Source organism: Rhizobium sp. Pop5 (assembly GCF_024721175.1).
GTDB lineage: Bacteria > Pseudomonadota > Alphaproteobacteria > Rhizobiales > Rhizobiaceae > Rhizobium.
The window spans coordinates 2,795,051-2,811,451 of record NZ_CP099399.1 but is presented as its reverse complement, the minus strand read 5'-3'; the positions used below and the strand labels follow the sequence as shown (position 1 = coordinate 2,811,451).

14 protein-coding genes and 1 pseudogene are annotated in these 16,401 nt (G+C 60.4%); 6 read left to right on the top strand and 9 right to left on the bottom strand.

From position 1 onward, the window contains the following. Positions 1-138: 138 nt before the first annotated feature. The 5 genes from NE852_RS16260 to NE852_RS16240 all read right to left on the bottom strand — a co-directional run bounded on the left by NE852_RS16260 (position 139) and on the right by NE852_RS16240 (position 4,278). Positions 139-456 carry a helix-turn-helix transcriptional regulator gene (locus NE852_RS16260; RefSeq protein ID WP_008530661.1) on the bottom strand — a complete coding sequence of 106 codons (318 nt, stop codon included), beginning with the start codon at positions 454-456 and terminating at the stop codon, positions 139-141. 115 nt (positions 457-571) lie between these two features. Beyond that, a complete protein-coding gene (locus NE852_RS16255) occupies positions 572-1,321 on the bottom strand; it encodes a HugZ family protein (RefSeq protein ID WP_008530663.1) in 750 nt (249 codons plus the stop codon). A 31-nt stretch (positions 1,322-1,352) separates the two neighbouring features. Further along, positions 1,353-2,405: a choline ABC transporter ATP-binding protein gene (gene choV / locus NE852_RS16250; protein WP_008530665.1), complete on the bottom strand. Its 1,053-nt coding sequence runs from the start codon at positions 2,403-2,405 to the stop codon at positions 1,353-1,355. Then, complete coding sequence (choW, locus tag NE852_RS16245) at positions 2,402-3,247, bottom strand: choline ABC transporter permease subunit (protein WP_037172916.1); 846 nt, start codon at positions 3,245-3,247, stop codon at positions 2,402-2,404. The genes choV and choW overlap by 4 nt, the downstream gene beginning before the upstream one ends. A gap of 74 nt (positions 3,248-3,321) precedes the next feature. Further along, positions 3,322-4,278: a choline ABC transporter substrate-binding protein gene (locus NE852_RS16240; RefSeq protein WP_258155831.1), complete on the bottom strand. Its 957-nt coding sequence runs from the start codon at positions 4,276-4,278 to the stop codon at positions 3,322-3,324. Positions 4,279-4,515: 237 nt separating this feature from the next. Here NE852_RS16240 and NE852_RS16235 point away from each other — a divergent pair, with 237 nt between their 5' ends. The 3 genes from NE852_RS16235 (at position 4,516) to NE852_RS16225 (ending at position 7,641) form a co-directional block, all read left to right on the top strand. After that, positions 4,516-5,118: a thymidine kinase gene (locus NE852_RS16235; protein ID WP_008530677.1), complete on the top strand. Its 603-nt coding sequence runs from the start codon at positions 4,516-4,518 to the stop codon at positions 5,116-5,118. Between the two features lie 77 nt (positions 5,119-5,195). After that, positions 5,196-6,269, top strand: coding sequence for a hypothetical protein (locus tag NE852_RS16230; RefSeq protein WP_008530678.1), 1,074 nt, complete (start codon positions 5,196-5,198; stop codon positions 6,267-6,269). Between the two features lie 241 nt (positions 6,270-6,510). Continuing rightward, positions 6,511-7,641: a DUF2333 family protein gene (locus NE852_RS16225; RefSeq protein ID WP_008530679.1), complete on the top strand. Its 1,131-nt coding sequence runs from the start codon at positions 6,511-6,513 to the stop codon at positions 7,639-7,641. Here NE852_RS16225 and NE852_RS16220 read toward each other — a convergent pair. Both NE852_RS16220 and NE852_RS16215 read right to left on the bottom strand, forming a co-directional pair. Next, a complete protein-coding gene (locus tag NE852_RS16220; protein ID WP_008530680.1) occupies positions 7,638-8,105 on the bottom strand; it encodes a PAS domain-containing protein in 468 nt (155 codons plus the stop codon). The two genes, NE852_RS16225 and NE852_RS16220, sit on opposite strands and share 4 nt — an antisense overlap. A gap of 48 nt (positions 8,106-8,153) precedes the next feature. Then, positions 8,154-8,879 carry a LuxR family transcriptional regulator gene (locus NE852_RS16215; protein ID WP_037172926.1) on the bottom strand — a complete coding sequence of 242 codons (726 nt, stop codon included), beginning with the start codon at positions 8,877-8,879 and terminating at the stop codon, positions 8,154-8,156. Positions 8,880-9,211: 332 nt separating this feature from the next. On the opposite strand from NE852_RS16215, the pseudogene NE852_RS16210 reads away from it, so the two are divergent. Beyond that, positions 9,212-10,150, top strand: a pseudogene (locus NE852_RS16210) (hypothetical protein); the annotation flags it as partial. Positions 10,151-10,158: 8 nt separating this feature from the next. Here the strand turns inward: NE852_RS16210 and NE852_RS16205 are convergent. Further along, a complete protein-coding gene (locus NE852_RS16205; RefSeq protein WP_008530684.1) occupies positions 10,159-10,689 on the bottom strand; it encodes a TIGR00645 family protein in 531 nt (176 codons plus the stop codon). Between the two features lie 258 nt (positions 10,690-10,947). Between NE852_RS16205 and NE852_RS16200 the strand changes: the two genes are divergently transcribed. After that, positions 10,948-12,627 carry a formate--tetrahydrofolate ligase gene (locus tag NE852_RS16200; RefSeq protein WP_008530685.1) on the top strand — a complete coding sequence of 560 codons (1,680 nt, stop codon included), beginning with the start codon at positions 10,948-10,950 and terminating at the stop codon, positions 12,625-12,627. 132 nt (positions 12,628-12,759) lie between these two features. Here the strand turns inward: NE852_RS16200 and NE852_RS16195 are convergent, their stop codons facing one another. After that, positions 12,760-13,719, bottom strand: a complete 960-nt coding sequence (locus tag NE852_RS16195) for an extensin family protein (protein ID WP_037172931.1) — start codon at positions 13,717-13,719, stop codon at positions 12,760-12,762. Between the two features lie 251 nt (positions 13,720-13,970). Here NE852_RS16195 and NE852_RS16190 point away from each other — a divergent pair, with 251 nt between their 5' ends. Then, positions 13,971-16,205 carry a TonB-dependent hemoglobin/transferrin/lactoferrin family receptor gene (locus tag NE852_RS16190; RefSeq protein ID WP_008530687.1) on the top strand — a complete coding sequence of 745 codons (2,235 nt, stop codon included), beginning with the start codon at positions 13,971-13,973 and terminating at the stop codon, positions 16,203-16,205. The last annotated feature ends 196 nt before the right edge of the window (positions 16,206-16,401 follow it).

Genomic DNA, 16,401 nt, shown 5'->3' with positions numbered 1-16,401 from the left:
CTTTAAAAGGCACGACCGGCAGATTGCGAAATCTGCCGGTCGTGCCATTAAGGTTCTGGTGCTGAAATATCGTTGTCGCGCCTCCGGGAACATCCCCTTCCGGCACAACATCGGCCGACGTTCATGTCAGCGCTATCATCAGGCTGCGGATCTGCTCCTGCTTTTTGTCAGATAGATGTCCTCCAGCGTCGCCAGGATCTTCATGACCGGCTCGGAGCTGCTGGAATAATAGATGGTCTGCGCATCCCGGCGGGTTTTGACGAGCTTTTGAGCACGCAATTTCGACAGGTGCTGGGAGAGAGCCGACTGGCTGAGGCCAACCTGTGTCGCGAGCACGCCGACGGCGACTTCGCCTTTCACGAGGCTGCACAAGATCAGCAATCTCTTCGGGTTGGCCATGGCCGACAATAAAGCTGCCGCCACGTTCGTGTGGTCGGCCAAATCAGAGGTTTCCATATTGTTATCTTCCTAATGCGAAACGTACATCATCCGTGTTGGCACAGGCCGCCAGCCGGTTTCGACTGGGCGGCAAAAATTAGCAATTAGGCTCGAAGATTGTATATACCTAAATTTAAGGTATCGAGTATGCTATTTTAGATATGTTTGAACAAATGTGATCGGAATCCACAGCGAGGGTTTCGAATTCGTATCGCAGCAAAAAATCACCGGAAATGATATCAAAGCCCGCGGGATCGATACCGCAGATGCGCCAGGAACCCGATTCCGGCGCCTTCAGCCGCGCTGCGAGGGCTTCGGCTATATCGGGGTGGCGTCCTACTAAATCTTGCACTGTCTCGTCAGCTTTTGCGGCAACCTCCTCATTTGCCGGCGACGGGATGATGAGATCGTCGCCTTCGAGCAGGTAGGCGCGGCCGAAGCCGCCGTTGAGGCTGGCCTGTACGGGTTTGAGACAAAAGAAAAGGAAATCGGGAAAGTCGATATAGAGCTTTGCCTTGACGTGGCGATCGAGAAAACGCCTGCGGATGCGCTCGTGGACCGCGCTGCCGCGCTCTACCGGCTCCGCCATGCATTGGGTCGTCAGGCGGGGATGAGCGAGGGGATCGCCCTTGCCGGGCTCACCGGTGAGCAACGATGCGCGCGGATCTTTCGCAAGCGCCTTCGTGTGGGCCGACAGCCTGGAAACGAGAATGACGGGCGCGCCGTCGATATCCGTGGCGAGCAGGACGCGGCTTGCAAAGGGAAAGCCGGTCTCGGGGTCGATAACGGCAATCGCCGCGTACCTTGCTGAACGCAGAAGTACGCGGGCGAGTTTTCGGGCCTCGTCGTCGGTTTCGCGTAAGGGGGAAGGCTGATCTTTCATATCCGCTTTGTGGCAAAGCGGATTGAAAACATCAAGCATCCTCCTTTCGGCGATGGCGGGTCAGGCCGGCGATGATGTCCTGCGCCGTGATCGTGCCGACGACCGAGCCGTTTTCGACGATGCCGATGCTGCCCGGCTGGCGGGCGAGCACGTCGAGGATATCGATAAGCGGGGTTGCGGCGCGGGCTGTGGCGCTGACGCTCATGCCGGCGGCGGTCTGGCCGAGGCCGGGCTGCATGACGTCGGCTGCGGTCAGCATGTTGATCGGATTGAGGTGCTGCACGAAATCGGCGACATACTGATCGGCGGGATTCTTGACGATGTCATGCGGCGTTCCGCACTGGATGATGCGGCCCCCTTCCATGATGGCGATACGGTTGCCGATACGGAAGGCTTCGTCGAGATCGTGACTGACGAAGAGAATGGTCTTCTTCAGCCGCCGCTGGAACTCCAGGAGTTCGTCCTGCAGACGGGTGCGGATCAGCGGATCGAGCGCGGAGAAAGGCTCGTCCATGAGCAGGATCGGGGCGCCTGTCGCAAAGGCGCGGGCAAGGCCGACACGCTGCTGCATGCCGCCTGACAGTTCGTTGACCTTGCGGCCCGCCCATTTCGTCAGGTTGACGAGTTCGAGCTGTTCGCCGACGCGGACCTTGCGCTCGGCCTCCGGCATGCCGGCCAGCTCGAGGCCGAAGCCGACATTCTCGGCGACAGTGCGCCAGGGCAGGAGAGCGAACTGCTGGAACACCATCGAAACGGTGTGGGTGCGCAGGTCGCGCAGCGCCCTGGAACTGCACTTGTAGGGATTGACGGAACCGGTCGTCGTGGAAACCGAGACATCACCGCGCACCACGGGAGCAAGCCCGTTGACGGCGCGCAGAAGGGTCGACTTGCCCGAGCCGGAAAGGCCCATCAGTACCAGGATCTCGCCTTCCTCGATCGTCAGCGAGGCGTTGGCGACGCCGAGCACCAGGCCGGTGGCGGCGCCGATTTCGTCGCGTGTTTTGCCCTGGTCGACCATGGCAAGGGCTGTCTCTGGCCGATCGCCGAAGATGATGCTGACATCCTTGAAGCTTACCGCGGTCATGCGCCGTCTCCTTCACCCGCCGTGCGGAACATGCGGTCGAGAATGATCGCCAGGATGACGATGCAGAGACCGGCTTCAAAGCCTTTCGCGACATTGACGGTGTTCAACGCGCGCACCACGGGCACGCCGAGACCATCGGCGCCGACGAGGGCGGCGATGACGACCATCGACAGCGACAGCATGATGGTCTGGGTGAGGCCCGCCATGATCTGCGGCGTGGCGAAAGGAAGCTCGACCTTGCGCAGCACCTGCATCGGCCTTGCCCCGAAGGCGACGGCGGCTTCGACGAGCGAAGGCGGCGTCGAGATGATGCCGAGGCGCGTCAGCCGGATCGGTGCGGGGATCGCGAAGATGACGGTCGCGATCAGGCCCGGCACCATGCCGAGACCGAAGAGGATGAGGGCCGGGATCAGGTAGACGAATGTCGGGATCGTCTGCATGAGATCGAGCACCGGGCGCATGGCCGCATAGACCCAGGCGCGGCGGGCGGCCGCGATGCCGAGAGGAATGCCGATCACCATGCTGACGAAGGTGGAGGCGAGCACGAGGGCAAGCGTCTCCGTCGTTTCCTTCCAGTAGCCCTGGTTCATGATGAGCAGCAGCCCGAGAAAGGTGAAGAGGGTGATGGCGATCGACCGGCGCAGCCAGAAGGCGAGCGCCGCGACGACGGCGATGACGATCAGCGGGTGAGGCTTCTGCAACACGAAGAGCAGGCCGTCGATGACATGCGACAGCAGGAAAGCGAGCTGGTTGAAGAACCACTCGCCGTTCGATGTCAGCCAGTCCACGAAGGATTTGGCCCACGAGCCGATGGGAATTTTAAAGTCGGTGATCCAATTCAAGGGGGGCGCCTATCCAAAAAAATCATCAATCGGACAAAAATGAAACGGGGCGGCAAACCACCCCGTTCATGTCATCAAAGGCCGAGGCCGGTCTTGGCAGCCGCCAGTGCGTCGCCCTTGCCGTCGCGGGTCTTGACGCCGGCGAGCCAGGGCCCGAGGGCGGAAGGATTGGCCTTAAGCCATTCGGTGGCCGCAGCTTCCGGCTCCTTGCCGTCGTCGAGGATCTTGCCCATGATCTGGTTCTCCATCTCGAGGGAGAACGTCATGTTCTTCAGCATCGCCCCGACATTCGGGCAATCGTTGAGATAGCCGGCGCGGACGTTGGTGTAGACCTTGGCGCCGCCGAAATCGGGTCCGAAGATATCGTCACCGCCGGTGAGGTAGGTCAGCTTGAAGTTGGTGTTCATCGGATGGGGTTCCCAGCCGAGGAAAACAACGGGCTTGCCAGCCTTTTCAGCGCGGGCGACCTGGGCGAGCATGCCCTGTTCGGAGGATTCGACGACTTCCATCTCCTTCATGCCGAAGGTGTTCTTTTCGATCATGTCCATGATCAGGCGGTTGCCGTCATTGCCGGGCTCGATGCCATAGATCTTGCCGTCGAGATCGTCCTTGTGGGCGGCGACATCCTTGAAGTCCTTGATGCCGAGCTCGGCACCCTTGGCATTGGTGGCGAGCGTGTACTTGGCGCCGACGAGGTTGGGGCCGAAGGATTCGACCGACTTATCGTCGATATAGGGACGGACGTCCTTTTCCTGCGTCGGCATCCAGTTGCCGAGGAAGATGTCGATGTCCTTGTTCTTCAGCGAGGTGTAGGTAACCGGCACGGAGAGAACCTTGATGTCCGTCTGATAGCCGATGCTTTTCAGGACGACGGAGGCCGTGGCCGTGGTGGCGGTAATATCAGTCCAGCCGACATCCGAGAAGTGGACGGTGGAGCAGCTGTCAGGATCGGCGGCGAAGGCGGCAGTCGCAACGGAGAGGGCGGCGACGGCAGTTGCAGTGACAAGTTTGAATGCGCTTGTTGTTTTCATTTTAGACTCCCAGTCTTTAAGTCCCCAAGCCAATCACCAATAGCCGAGTTTGACAAGCGACCTCAGTGCGTTTGCGCCGTATCAACGGGTGCGATTGCGACGTTGAGGATTTTTCTCCTGCCCCTCTGTTTTCAAGGGTTTTGGCGATTTCCGCGCATGGATTCCTGTGATTATCGCCGTTACGGGGCTTTTCTTTGCCATCCCGAGCTTCCAATAAGCCGATTAAGGAGAAATCGGATGGCAAAACTCTATTTCAACTACTCGACGATGAATGCCGGCAAGTCGACGATGCTGCTGCAGGCCTCCTACAATTATCAGGAGCGCGGCATGCGCACGGTTCAGCTGATCGCAGCCTTCGACGAGCGCGCCGGCCGCGGCATCATCGGTTCGCGGATCGGGCTGGAGGCCGATGCCATTCCCTTCGAGCCGCACGAAGATCTGTTCGGGCTGATCACGGGTTTGCGCGGAGAAGGTGCGCCGATTTCCTGCGTTTTCGTCGATGAGGCGCATTTCATGACCTCAGCCCATGTCTGGCAGCTCGCCCGCGTCGTCGACAGGCTCGGCATCCCGGTCATGGTCTACGGGCTTAGAACCGATTTCCAGGGCAAGCTGTTTCCGGCCTCGCAAGAGCTCCTGGCGATCGCCGACGAAATGCGCGAAGTGCGCACGATCTGCCATTGCGGGCGCAAGGCGACGATGGTGGTGCGGCTCGATGCGCAGGGAAAGGTGCTGCACGAAGGCGCGCAGATCGATGTCGGCGGCAACGAGAAATATGTCTCGCTCTGCCGCAGGCACTGGGACGACGAAATGAACGGAGCCTGGATCGCCGAGCCGGTCTGAGGCTGATGATGCCGCCTGTTTTCTTTGACGTCGCAAGAGACTAGCTTGGGGCGCAGGAGATTCCCTGGAGAGATCAGGTGCGCAACCCCCCGCCATTCGACAGCCAGTATGAAGCCGCAGGCGGCCTTGCCGAGAAGATTGCGGCGGAGGGCGCCTATTGCGTGGCCGCGATCAACGCCTTCAGCAGCGACGAAACACGGTCGGCCGACGAGGTATTCGTTGATCAGAATGCCCGCTTCCAGGCCCATATTGCCGATGGCGTCGCGCTCGACGCGCTGCTGGCCGAACTGGTCTTTTCGCTCGACCGGCTGACGGCCGAAGTTTCGGCCGATCTCGACAGTTTCCGAGGGCTGACTTTGCGCGAGAAGATGGCAGGCTGGACATCACGCCAACGGATGTGGCGCATGTATACCGAGCGCGTGCGCGAGGCGCCGGTCGTCGAGCGGTTGCTCGATCTTCTGACAAAGTCAGACGTGCTCGCCAGGCTGATCGCAAGCCAGCGCGTCTCGTTGACTGAACGGCACAAGGCGGCCGAACGCGGCCTCGTCGACATCGTCGAGCAGCGGCGCCGGCTGGTCGACTCCATCGATATCGCCCGCCTCAAGATGAAGGAACTCAACGCCAAGGCGCTGACGACGCAGGGCCGTATCGGCGTTTACGGCAACAGGGCGCACTGGGAGCAGATGGAGGCGGAGCGACGGGCGCTGAAGGCAGAGGCCGAGCGCATTTCCGCCGAGGAGCACGAGATGCGCGACGACAGCCAGCGGCGCGAGCACTTCATCGGGTTATTCCAGTCGTTCGTCGATTCGCTGAACGGCAGGATCGCCGTCTGCAACGTGCTGTTGCGCAAGCTGATGATCGATGTCGAGGAGCGGCTGATCATCTACCAGGCGCAGGTCGATACCGACCGCCCGGGCACGAAGATGCGGATCAAGCCGGAGTTCTTTCCCGATATCGCCACACCGATCAGGCTGTTCGAGAAGGGTATGCTGGTCGCCCAGGATCTGGAGCGACGCAAGAGCCGCGCCGATCTCGAAGCTGCGGGGAGGTTCCCGGCCTATGCCGAACCGTCGCCGGAAGCATCGGGAGCGCCGCTGATCGACACGGCGCGCAGGTCCTTCCGCTTCAGTCTGCCATTCCTGCGTTCCTGATCCGTCGGGCGCGTGGTTCGCGCTGCTTTCATTTCTAAAAATCGAAGGCCTCGTGTTGTGCTCGGTCCACCGAGCGCATATGTGGATGCAACGGGGCGGCGATGCCCCACTGCATAATTCCTTAAATCGGAATCGATTTAAGGATAAAATTATGCAGCAATTTAAAGTGCTACAGCGTCCTTTGCGCTTCTGAAAGGATGCGCGGCGCTGTAGTGTTCGCCTCGCCTGACAGGAGACGACGATGCTTGACCGGATAGCCGGTTTTTTCAGGCTGATCGGCCAGACGATCGGCCGCTGGGCCCGCCTGTTTTTCGCCTGGGCCTTCTGGCCCTTCCTTGCCGCACATGGTTGGTATCAGCGCCGAAGCTGGATGATCCGGCTGCCGGTCATCGCGTTCGTGGCACTCTTCGTCGTGCTCTACGGCTATTTCTTCTGGCAGACGCAGGTCTGGACGAATTTCAACACCGCCTTCGTCGATCAGTACAGGCTTTCCGAACGCAAGGTTGCCGCCGGGCAGGAGCTGCCGGCCGCCGAGGGAACTGGGACGACGACCGCAAAGACCTGCCAGCGCTCGGCCATCGTCGACGTGACGGCCGATCTGACCGATTTCAACGTCAATCAGAACGCATGGATTTCCTCCATGCTGCTCTACAAGATGGGCTTCTTCGGCATCGACTGGGACCATACGCCCTTCCTCGACAACAAGGCGTCGTTCCAGCGCGGCATCAACCAGGCGGTTCGCCGGACGTCGGCGGAGCTTGTCGATACGCTCGGGCGCGTGCGAGGCACCTCGGGCATCAACAACGATTTGCAGCGCGCGCGCGGCAATCTGCAGTTCGACGAATACAGCTGGTATTTCGGACTCAATCCCTTCGGCCCGAAGACGCCGACGCCTTCTTTCTATCGCACGGCGATCGGAGACCTGCGCAAATTCAACACCGATCTCGCCGCCTGCAATGCCATTTTCGACGGCCGCGCCGACAATCTGATGCAGTTCATCGACCGCATCGCCAACGATCTCGGCAGCACCTCCGACATGCTTGCGGAACGCTCGGAGCACCATAATCGCGGCTGGTTCGATACGCGCGCCGACGACCGGTTCTGGTTCGCCTACGGTCAGCTCTACGCCTATTATGCCATCCTGACCGCCGCACAGGCCGATTTCTCGCAAGTTGTGCAGGAACGCAATCTCGGCGCGATCTGGGGCGGCACGACGCGGCAGTTCCAGGCAGCGCTGCGCATCCAGCCGGCGATTATCTCGAACGGGCGCGAGGACGGCTGGCTCATGCCGAGCCACCTCGCCACCATGGGCTTCTATATCTTGAGGGTGCGTTCGAACCTCGTCGAGATCAGATCTGTGCTCGACCGCTAAACTTCATCGCGCGGCGTGTTGTCTTCGATGCCGACGATGCGCAGTTTCTCGACGAATTCATAGGTGACGCCGACGATGCCGCCGCCGCTTTCGTCGTCGCGAAAGCGGCCGACGCTGCGCACCAGCTTGTAACCGCCGAGCCGGTTATCGACGCGATAGACGAAATGGAAGCCAACTCGGTGAAGGCTCGCCTGTTCGAAGGTTTCGGCGATCAGGCTGCGATCTTCCTCGTGGATGCGCGACATCAGCTCGGCCAGATTGACCGGGCCGTCGCTGTAGGGAAGGTCGAAGATCGTGTGGACATCCTCGCTTGCGAAGAAATGTCCCGTTTCGATGTCGATGCGCCAGAAGCCAAAAAGGCGATAGGCGGCAAGCATCTGGATGATTTCCGTATCGGTGATGCCGATATGGGCGCGAGATTGTTCGATCTTGTCGACAAAGGGCTGTTCGAAGCGAAGAGGCACGGGGTTCCCCCAGGTCACGGGACGACCCGCTGACTCTCTTCTGAATCCTCAGTTGATCAGCTTCAATCGAATGGCTTTAGCTACCAACTGGGTCCGGTTGACGCAATCGAGTTTTTTGATCGCGTTGGTCATGTAGGCATTCACCGTATGGTCTGACAGCGCCAGGATCTGGCCGATCTCGATCGAGGTCTTGCCCTGCGCCGTCCAGCGGACGACTTCCAGCTCGCGAGCCGAGAGCGCGTTATGCGCGCTTTCCTCGTTTCGCTTGACCGCATTATACGCGTCGAGCGCATGCAGGATGATCATCGCCAGCTCGTTGACTTCGCTCTGGCCAAGCGCCGCACGCTCGCCGCAGAACCAGAAGACCAGGCGCTGGCCGTCGGCTGCGATGGTCGGCATGGCGACACCCGCCGGAATGGCATGGCGCAGCATCAGGGCGCGCAGTTCAGCGGGAAAGGCCTGGCCGTTGACGGCATCGTTCAGATGCCACACCGGCGGCACGGCCGATTCCCTCAGCCGCAAGCCGAAAGGGCAGCCACGCATCATATGCGCACGGTCGAAATCCCTGATATAGGCGGAGGGAAGCGAGCTCTCGATCAGCAGCGGTTTCAGGAGCAGGTCTTCCGGGGAGGGGGCATGCATCACCGTCGCATGCGACAGTCCGAAGGCCGCGGATACTCTGTTGAGCGCCTGTGCAAACAAACCGCGCGTTCTTGCAGCCGCAAGTTCCGCCGAAAGCAGTGACTGTCTTTCAGAGGTGGTCATGTACGACATTTATACGCCCCCGGCAGCCCTCATGTTACCGCTATCAAATACAGAAACTCGGCCATAGGCTAGTCCTACCCCACTTCATACAAGCCGATTAATTCAAATTGTGAAGAAATAGTCACAACTGCGCGCGTCTCGGTTGAGCTGACGCTGACGTAAGTAGCGCTACGGTATCGCTGACGAGCTATTGGTTCGGTAACTGCCAGTTTTGCCTGTGCCGGACCGGAAGGGAATCACTTCGGGGAGAGCCTCGGCGGCAACCGCCATCGAAATCTGGCTTGCCGCGATTCAATGCAATTGCTAAGCGTATTGCCATGTATAACTGAGGCGATCTAATCGTGCGCTTTGCAGGTTCTGTTTTCCAGAAGTATTTATTTTTCCTGACGTTACTTTCTTTGTTCCTTTTTAACTTGCCGATCGCTGCAACTTCGCTGGCCGCGGAACAAAAGAAGCAGGCTGAACAGGCCCCGATGCGTTTCATCGTCGTGCGTAGCTCCCTCTGCCAGGAAAACTGTCCGGAATGGATATCGGCGGAGGGACGCATAACCGCCGAGACGCCCGCTCGCTTGAGAAAGATGCTCAAGAAGCTCGGCGACAGGAAATTGCCGGTCGTTTTTCGTTCGGAAGGCGGCGACGTCGAAGCCGCCTATGTGATCGGCCGGATGATCCGCAAGGCCGGGCTGGAAACGGCAGTCGGCGGTTCGCGGCTGAAGGGCTGTCCGGTTCAGGACACGCTCTGCGAGGCCGCCATCGCAAAGGACGGAAGCGCAGTCGGATATACCTATTCGGCCGGCGCATACTGCTTTTCCGCCTGTCCGCTGGCGTTCGCCGGCGGTACGTCGCGGGTCGCGTCGCAATGGTCCTTCATCGGCGTCCATCAGATCACGACCATCTACAACAGGGTGCATGTCTCCTACCGCATCGAATACAAGATCGTGAACGGCAAGAAGAAGGAAATCTCCCGCAAGGAGGTCGGACGGAAGGTGGCCGGCCAGAGCAGTTCCACCAAGCTCGGCAAGAAAGCCAATGCCGCTCTCACAGCCTATCTGAAGGAAATGGGCGTCAGCAGTGACCTGATCGACATGATGATGAGTGCCACGCCCGACAACATCCATATCGCGCCAGCTGCGGATGCTCTTCGAACAGGTCTCACCACGGCTATGCTGGCTTACAACGAGTGGCCCGGCATGCCGCTCTGCGCGCCGGATGCCGCAGCCGAGGCTGTCTGCCATGGCCATCGCGCGATCGAGACGCCCGCGCCAGCCTTAGCGACGCCCTCGGGCGGCTAGCCCTTATCTTTCAGATCATTCTTCGACGTCACGCTCATCAGCTTCTCGAGGAAGCCGAGCATAACGGCGGAGGCGACGAAGGCGAGGTGCATGAAGGTCAGCCACATGATCTTGGCGTCGGCATATTTGTCGGCGTTGAGGAAGACCTGCAGCAGGTGGATGGAGGAGATGGCGACGATCGAGGAGGCGACCTTGATCTTCAGGCTGCCTGAATCGAGCTTGCCGAGGAAAGAGACCTCGTTGTCGGCATCGCTGGCCTCGTCGAAGCGGCTGACGAAATTCTCGTAGCCCGAAATCATCACCATGACGATCAGGCTGGCGACGAGGGCTGCGTCGATCAGGCCTAGCATGGCAAGGATCATCTCCGCCTCGTCGAGTTCGAAGACGCCGGCGGCAATCTTCAGGAACTTGTAGCCGAAGGAAACGCCATAGACGGCGAGTGCCGCCACCAAGCCGATATAGAAGACGACAAGCAGCCAGCGGCTCGACAGGATGATGCGCTCGATGATGAGTTCCAGTGATTTCATATCTTCACCCTGTCAAACCATGAGGTTGAATGCCACATAAACGCCTAGCGCATCGACTCGAAAATCGGAATCGATTTTCGAGTCGATGCGCGGATTGAAATTGTTACCGCGTCCTTTGGGCGTCTGAAAAGACGCGCGGCGCTGCAAGTGTGGCGCCCGCAAGGCGCGGCGCTATTCACACCTCGCCGATATTTCGCTATCCCGATGAAGGGAGAAGGAAAGCCTCCGTTCCCGCGGAGGTCGGGACGGGGAACATCCATGCCAGCAATCAAGTCCGACATCGAAATCGCGCGCGCCGCGGCCAAGAAACCGATCTCCGAGATCGGGGCGAAACTCGGCATTCCGGTTGAGCAGCTCGCCCCCTACGGTCACGACAAGGCGAAGGTAAGCGCCGAATTCATCGCCGCGCAGGCGGGCAAGAAGGACGGCAAACTGATCCTCGTCACGGCGATCAATCCGACGCCGGCGGGCGAGGGCAAGACGACGACGACCGTCGGGCTCGGCGACGGGCTGAACCGGATCGGCAAGAAAGCCATCATCTGCATTCGCGAGGCTTCGCTCGGGCCCTGCTTCGGCGTCAAGGGCGGGGCAGCTGGCGGCGGCTATGCGCAGGTCGTGCCGATGGAAGACATCAACCTGCATTTCACCGGCGATTTCCACGCGATCACCTCTGCGCACAATCTGCTGGCGGCGATGGTCGACAACCATATTTACTGGGGCAATGAGGAGAATATCGACATCCGCCGCATCACCTGGCGGCGTGTCATGGATATGAACGACCGGGCGCTGAGGAGCATGGTCTGCTCGCTCGGCGGTGTCGCCAACGGCTTTCCGCGCCAGGGCGGGTTCGACATCACCGTCGCCTCCGAAGTGATGGCGATCCTTTGCCTTGCCACCGACCTTAAAGATCTGGAGCGGCGGCTCGGAGACATCATTGTCGGCTACCGCTTCGACAGGACACCGGTGCATGCGCGTGACCTGAAAGCCGATGGCGCCATGGCGGTGCTTCTGAAGGACGCGATGCAGCCGAACCTGGTGCAGACGCTGGAGAACAATCCGGCTTTCGTGCATGGCGGGCCTTTCGCCAACATCGCCCATGGCTGTAATTCGGTGACGGCGACGAAGACAGCGCTGAAGCTCGGCGACTATGTGGTGACCGAAGCAGGCTTCGGCGCCGATCTCGGCGCCGAAAAATTCTTCGACATCAAATGCCGCAAAGCCGGGCTGAAGCCGGATGCGGCCGTCATCGTCGCCACCGTGAGAGCGTTGAAGATGAATGGCGGGGTGAAGAAGGAGGATCTCGGCACGGAGGACGTCTCAGCGCTGAAGAAAGGCTGCGCCAATCTCGGCCGGCACGTCGCCAATGTGCGCCGCTTCGGCGTGCCCGTGGTCGTCGCGATCAATCATTTCACCTCGGACACCGATGCCGAGATCGCGGCGGTCAAGGAATTCGTCTCGCGGCTCGGCGCCGAAGCGATCCTCTGCCGGCACTGGGCGAAAGGTTCGGCCGGCATCGAGGAACTGGCGCACAAGGTGGTGGAGCTTGCCGAATCCGGCCAGGCGAAATTCCAGCCGCTCTATGGCGACGATCTTTCTCTTTTCGAAAAGATCGAGATTGTCGCCTCGAAGATCTACCATGCCGGCGAGGTGACGGCCGACAAGGCGGTGCGCGACCAGCTGCAGACATGGGAGGACCAGGGTTACGGCAAACTGCCGGTCTGCATGGCGAAGACGCAATATTCCTTCTCGACCGATCCGAACCTGCGCGGCGCCCCGGAAGGGCATATCGTTTCCGTGCGGGAGGTGCGGCTTTCAGCCGGCGCCGGTTTCGTCGTGGCCATCACCGGCGAGATCATGACGATGCCGGGCCTGCCGAGATCACCGTCGGCGGAGCGGATTTTCCTGAACGACCAAGGTTATATCGAGGGGTTGTTCTGATCCGGGGATGGTGAAGGGACAGGACGCGACCTTTCGATTTCCACTTCTCACCGACGGGAGAAGACGGTAAGCCGCGCCGCCTCCGTTCTTGGTCAGCTCTCACTCGACGGCATGTTTCAAGCGCTGAAACCATCAATGGCAGTAACGATAGCCGCCCTTTCTCTCGATCACGTCGAGGTGGAAATGGGTTTCGTGGGCGGCGTCGCTTTCGGGGTCGAGGACGGTGGTGAAATAGAGGCAGCCGGCGGCGCTGACGGTGCGCTGGAAGGCGCCGGTCAGTGTCGGGTCCTCGCGGCGGGAGCGGACGGCGACGTCGTCGCCCTTTTCGAAATGGAAGCTCGCAATGTCTATGGCGTTGCCGCGGGCATGTTCGGAGATCTTGCCGGTTTCGGCGCCGTTGCGCAGGCGGCACATATAGGCGGTCGCCTGGTTGACCGTCGTGAGGCGGCCCTGTTCCGGCAGGGCGGCTGATGCGGTGGGGATGACGCTCTCCTTCATCCAGCGCGCTAGGGCGAGGGCGGCCGGGCAGCGGATCGTCGCCTCCGGCTTCAGTTTGATGCCGGGCAGGGCCTCGGAAACGATGATCGGCTTGTCGATGCCGCAGCCGTTGCCGTCGTCGATGCGCGGCGTTTCCTTGAAGACGACGCCCAAGGCCTGGAGTGCCGCTGTGCATTCGGCATGCTCTTTGTCGCTTTCGGGCTCGATGGTCAGATGCTGCTCTTCCAATGTCTGCTCGCCGGGCGGCTTGGCTTCTTCCGGCGCCTGCGGGCTTTCGAGCCCTCCCGGCGGCAATGGCGGACCTTGCATCGGTTTTGCGGGCTTCGCCGGTTCGGGCGGCGGCGCGGGTGGGTGTTCCGGCGCCGGTGCCCCGGGCTCCTTCACGTCAGGCTTCTGCTGGGGCGCCGGCACATCTTCCGGCGCGGGTGGCTCGGCCTTATCGGGGAGCGGGGTGGGTTTCGTCGTATCCGCAGTGTCCGGTCGAGCTTGAGGCACTGGGCCGTGCGGTGGCAGGCGGGCGCCGGTAAGAAAGGCGGTTGCGGCGAAAAGGATCGCCAGTATCGAAAGTTTTCTCAACGCATCCGCTTCCCTGATGTCGATGGGAGAGGAATAACGCGCGAGGGCGGGTTTCGTTGCAATTGTGCAACGTCCGGAAAGATCGCTTAAACGTGATTATAATATTCAACATAAGTTCGTGACTTATGTTGACAATGTAAGTCATGTTTTTTATGCGGCGAAAAGAAGGTGAAATTCCACTTCGCCTTCATCCGTAAAAGCCCAGCCAGCCCCTCGAGCGTTCGACGCCACGACCAGCCAGCCCGGTATTCATCATCAGAGGGTAGGTTATGATCGTCCGGCATTGGCGCTCGGTATTAATGGTCTGCACGGCAGCCGCAGTTGTTCTTCCTGTATCGCAGTCTTTCGCGCAAAGCGCTTCGGCGACCGCGCCGCAAGCGACGGCGGATGATAGCACCGTCCTGCAGAAGATCGTCGTCAAGGGCAAACGCGTGGCGCCGGGCAGCGTCGCCGATACGCCGCTGGCGACCGAAATCACCAAGAAGCAGCTGGAAGAAAAGCAGGTCACGAGCTACGACGATATCGGGCGCAGTGTCGATGCGAGCGTAAACTATTCGCGCGCCGACTCGGGCTTCAACCTGCGCGGTCTTTCCGGTTCCCGGATCCTGACCACCATCGACGGCATTCCGATCCCCTATATTTCGAACAGCGCGCGCCAGGGTGCTTTCGCGCCTGCTAACGCCAACGGCGGCGGCGATACCTTCGATTTCGATTCGCTCTCCTCGCTCGATATCGTGCGCGGCGCGGATTCGAGCAAGGGTGGTTCGGGCATGCTCGGGGGTGCCATCGTTCTCAATACGCTGGAGCCGGAGGATCTCATTCCCGAAGGCCGCAATTGGGGTGCGATCGTCAAGTCGACCTATGACAGCGAAGATCGCAGCATTTCCGGCTCGGCCGCCGCTGCCAAGAAGATCGGCAACACGTCGATCCTGTTTCAGGGCGGCTACCGCAAAGCGCATGAACGCGACAATATGGGCGACAATGACGGCTATGGCCGTCCTCGCACCGAGGCGGATCCCGCCGATTTCGACCAGCACAACCTGCTTTTCAAGCTGCGCCAGGACCTGGAAGGCGGCCATCGTATCGGCCTCACGGCTGAACGCTTCCGCCGCGATCTGAATACCGACCTGCGCGAACTCCAGGGCGGCACGACGCCCCGCAATTTCATGACCAACAATTATGACGGCCGCGAGCAGCGCGACCGCGATCGCGTTTCGCTCGACTATGACTATGAGGCGCAGTCTTCCGACGCTTTTTTCAGCAGTGCGCGCGCTACGCTCTACTGGCTGGATCTGAAGAAGGAAGCCGGCAGCAAGGGTCGTACGACCGCCAATGTCGCCTATGGCCGTAACAACAAGATCGAAAACGAAACCTGGGGCTTCAGCGGCACGGCGACGAAGGACTTCGAATATTCCGGTCTCAGCCACTCCGTTCGCGTTGGTCTCGACGTCGGCGTTTCGAGCTGGAGCCAGTTTAGCTCGGCGCTTTGCCCGACACCGACGACCTGCCCGGCGCTGAACAACCAGGCTGAGGTGCCCGATGTCGACAGCCAGAATCTGGCATTGACCTTCGAAGACAAGATCGAAATCGGCAATACCGGCTTTGCCCTGACGCCCGGCTTCCGCTTCGATTGGTTCAACTACGATCCCTCGACCGGCAGCGGCTTTGCAAACAATACCGGGCTTACCCGTTTCGGCGACCTTCGCGACCGGACGGAAGCCGGCCTGTCGCCGAAGATTCTGGCGACATACGATCTGACACCCGACGTGCAGCTCTATGCGCAGCTCGCCGTCGGCTTCCGTGCGCCGACGGTCGACGAGCTCTACAGCCGCTTCTACAACCCTACGGGCCGCTACGCCCAACTCGGCAATCCGGATCTGGAGCCGGAAATCGGCCGCGGCGTCGAAATCGGCGCCAATTTCGACACGGGCGATTTCACCGGCCGGGTCGCGGCTTTCCACACCCGCTACCAGAATTTCATCGAGACGGTGACGAGCGTCGATGCGACCGGTTTCACGACGTTCAACTACACGAACGTGTCGTCAGCCGTGATCTCGGGCGTTGAAGCCAGCGCCGCAAAGGCGTTCAACAACGGCATCAACCTGCATGCCTCGCTTGCCTATGCCTATGGCCGCAACGAGGATACGGGCAAGTACCTGCGATCGGTTGCACCCTTCAAGGCGATCGTCGGCGGCGGTTGGAGCAACGATAGCTACGGCTTCGACCTTTCTTCCACGCTCTCGGCAGGTATGCCTGACGACGATGCTGCGAACACATTCGATGCGCCTGGCTACGGCATCGTCGATCTGACGGCATGGTGGACGCCGGAACAGTTGAAGGGCCTGCGCATTCAAGGTGGTGTGTACAACATCTTCGACCAGGAATATTTCAATGCGCTTGCCGTGCGCGACGTCAACCTGACTTCGCTGACCGCGTCCCAGCCGCGTGAGTGGTATTCCGAGCCGGGCCGCACATTCAAGATCTCGATCACCAAGACCTTCTGAGCGCCGATCATATCTTTAAGGCTGGGGGGAGGGCGGCCTTCGGGCCGCCCTTTTCATTCCCGCAATCGCCTCTTGCACGACGGCTGATCTCAGGCTAACAATTTTCCCATGATCACGTCCTTGAACATTGCTGTTTGGTGGTGGGCTCGCTGAGGCGGCCTCGACCAATCGTGTCCAAAGACGACGACGAGTGAGC

What these genes read in the sequence shown, in the direction of transcription:
- NE852_RS16255 (WP_008530663.1), bottom strand. Translation starts at nt 1,321, where the DNA reads ATGAAAGATCAGCCTTCCCCCTTACGCGAAACCGACGACGAGGCCCGA.
- NE852_RS16225 (WP_008530679.1), top strand. Translation starts at nt 6,511, where the DNA reads ATGCTTGACCGGATAGCCGGTTTTTTCAGGCTGATCGGCCAGACGATC.
- NE852_RS16215 (WP_037172926.1), bottom strand. Translation starts at nt 8,879, where the DNA reads ATGTCGTACATGACCACCTCTGAAAGACAGTCACTGCTTTCGGCGGAA.
- NE852_RS16190 (WP_008530687.1), top strand. Translation starts at nt 13,971, where the DNA reads ATGATCGTCCGGCATTGGCGCTCGGTATTAATGGTCTGCACGGCAGCC.
- NE852_RS16205 (WP_008530684.1), bottom strand. Translation starts at nt 10,689, where the DNA reads ATGAAATCACTGGAACTCATCATCGAGCGCATCATCCTGTCGAGCCGC.
- NE852_RS16200 (WP_008530685.1), top strand. Translation starts at nt 10,948, where the DNA reads ATGCCAGCAATCAAGTCCGACATCGAAATCGCGCGCGCCGCGGCCAAG.
- NE852_RS16235 (WP_008530677.1), top strand. Translation starts at nt 4,516, where the DNA reads ATGGCAAAACTCTATTTCAACTACTCGACGATGAATGCCGGCAAGTCG.
- NE852_RS16260 (WP_008530661.1), bottom strand. Translation starts at nt 456, where the DNA reads ATGGAAACCTCTGATTTGGCCGACCACACGAACGTGGCGGCAGCTTTA.
- NE852_RS16240 (WP_258155831.1), bottom strand. Translation starts at nt 4,278, where the DNA reads ATGAAAACAACAAGCGCATTCAAACTTGTCACTGCAACTGCCGTCGCC.
- choV (WP_008530665.1), bottom strand. Translation starts at nt 2,405, where the DNA reads ATGACCGCGGTAAGCTTCAAGGATGTCAGCATCATCTTCGGCGATCGG.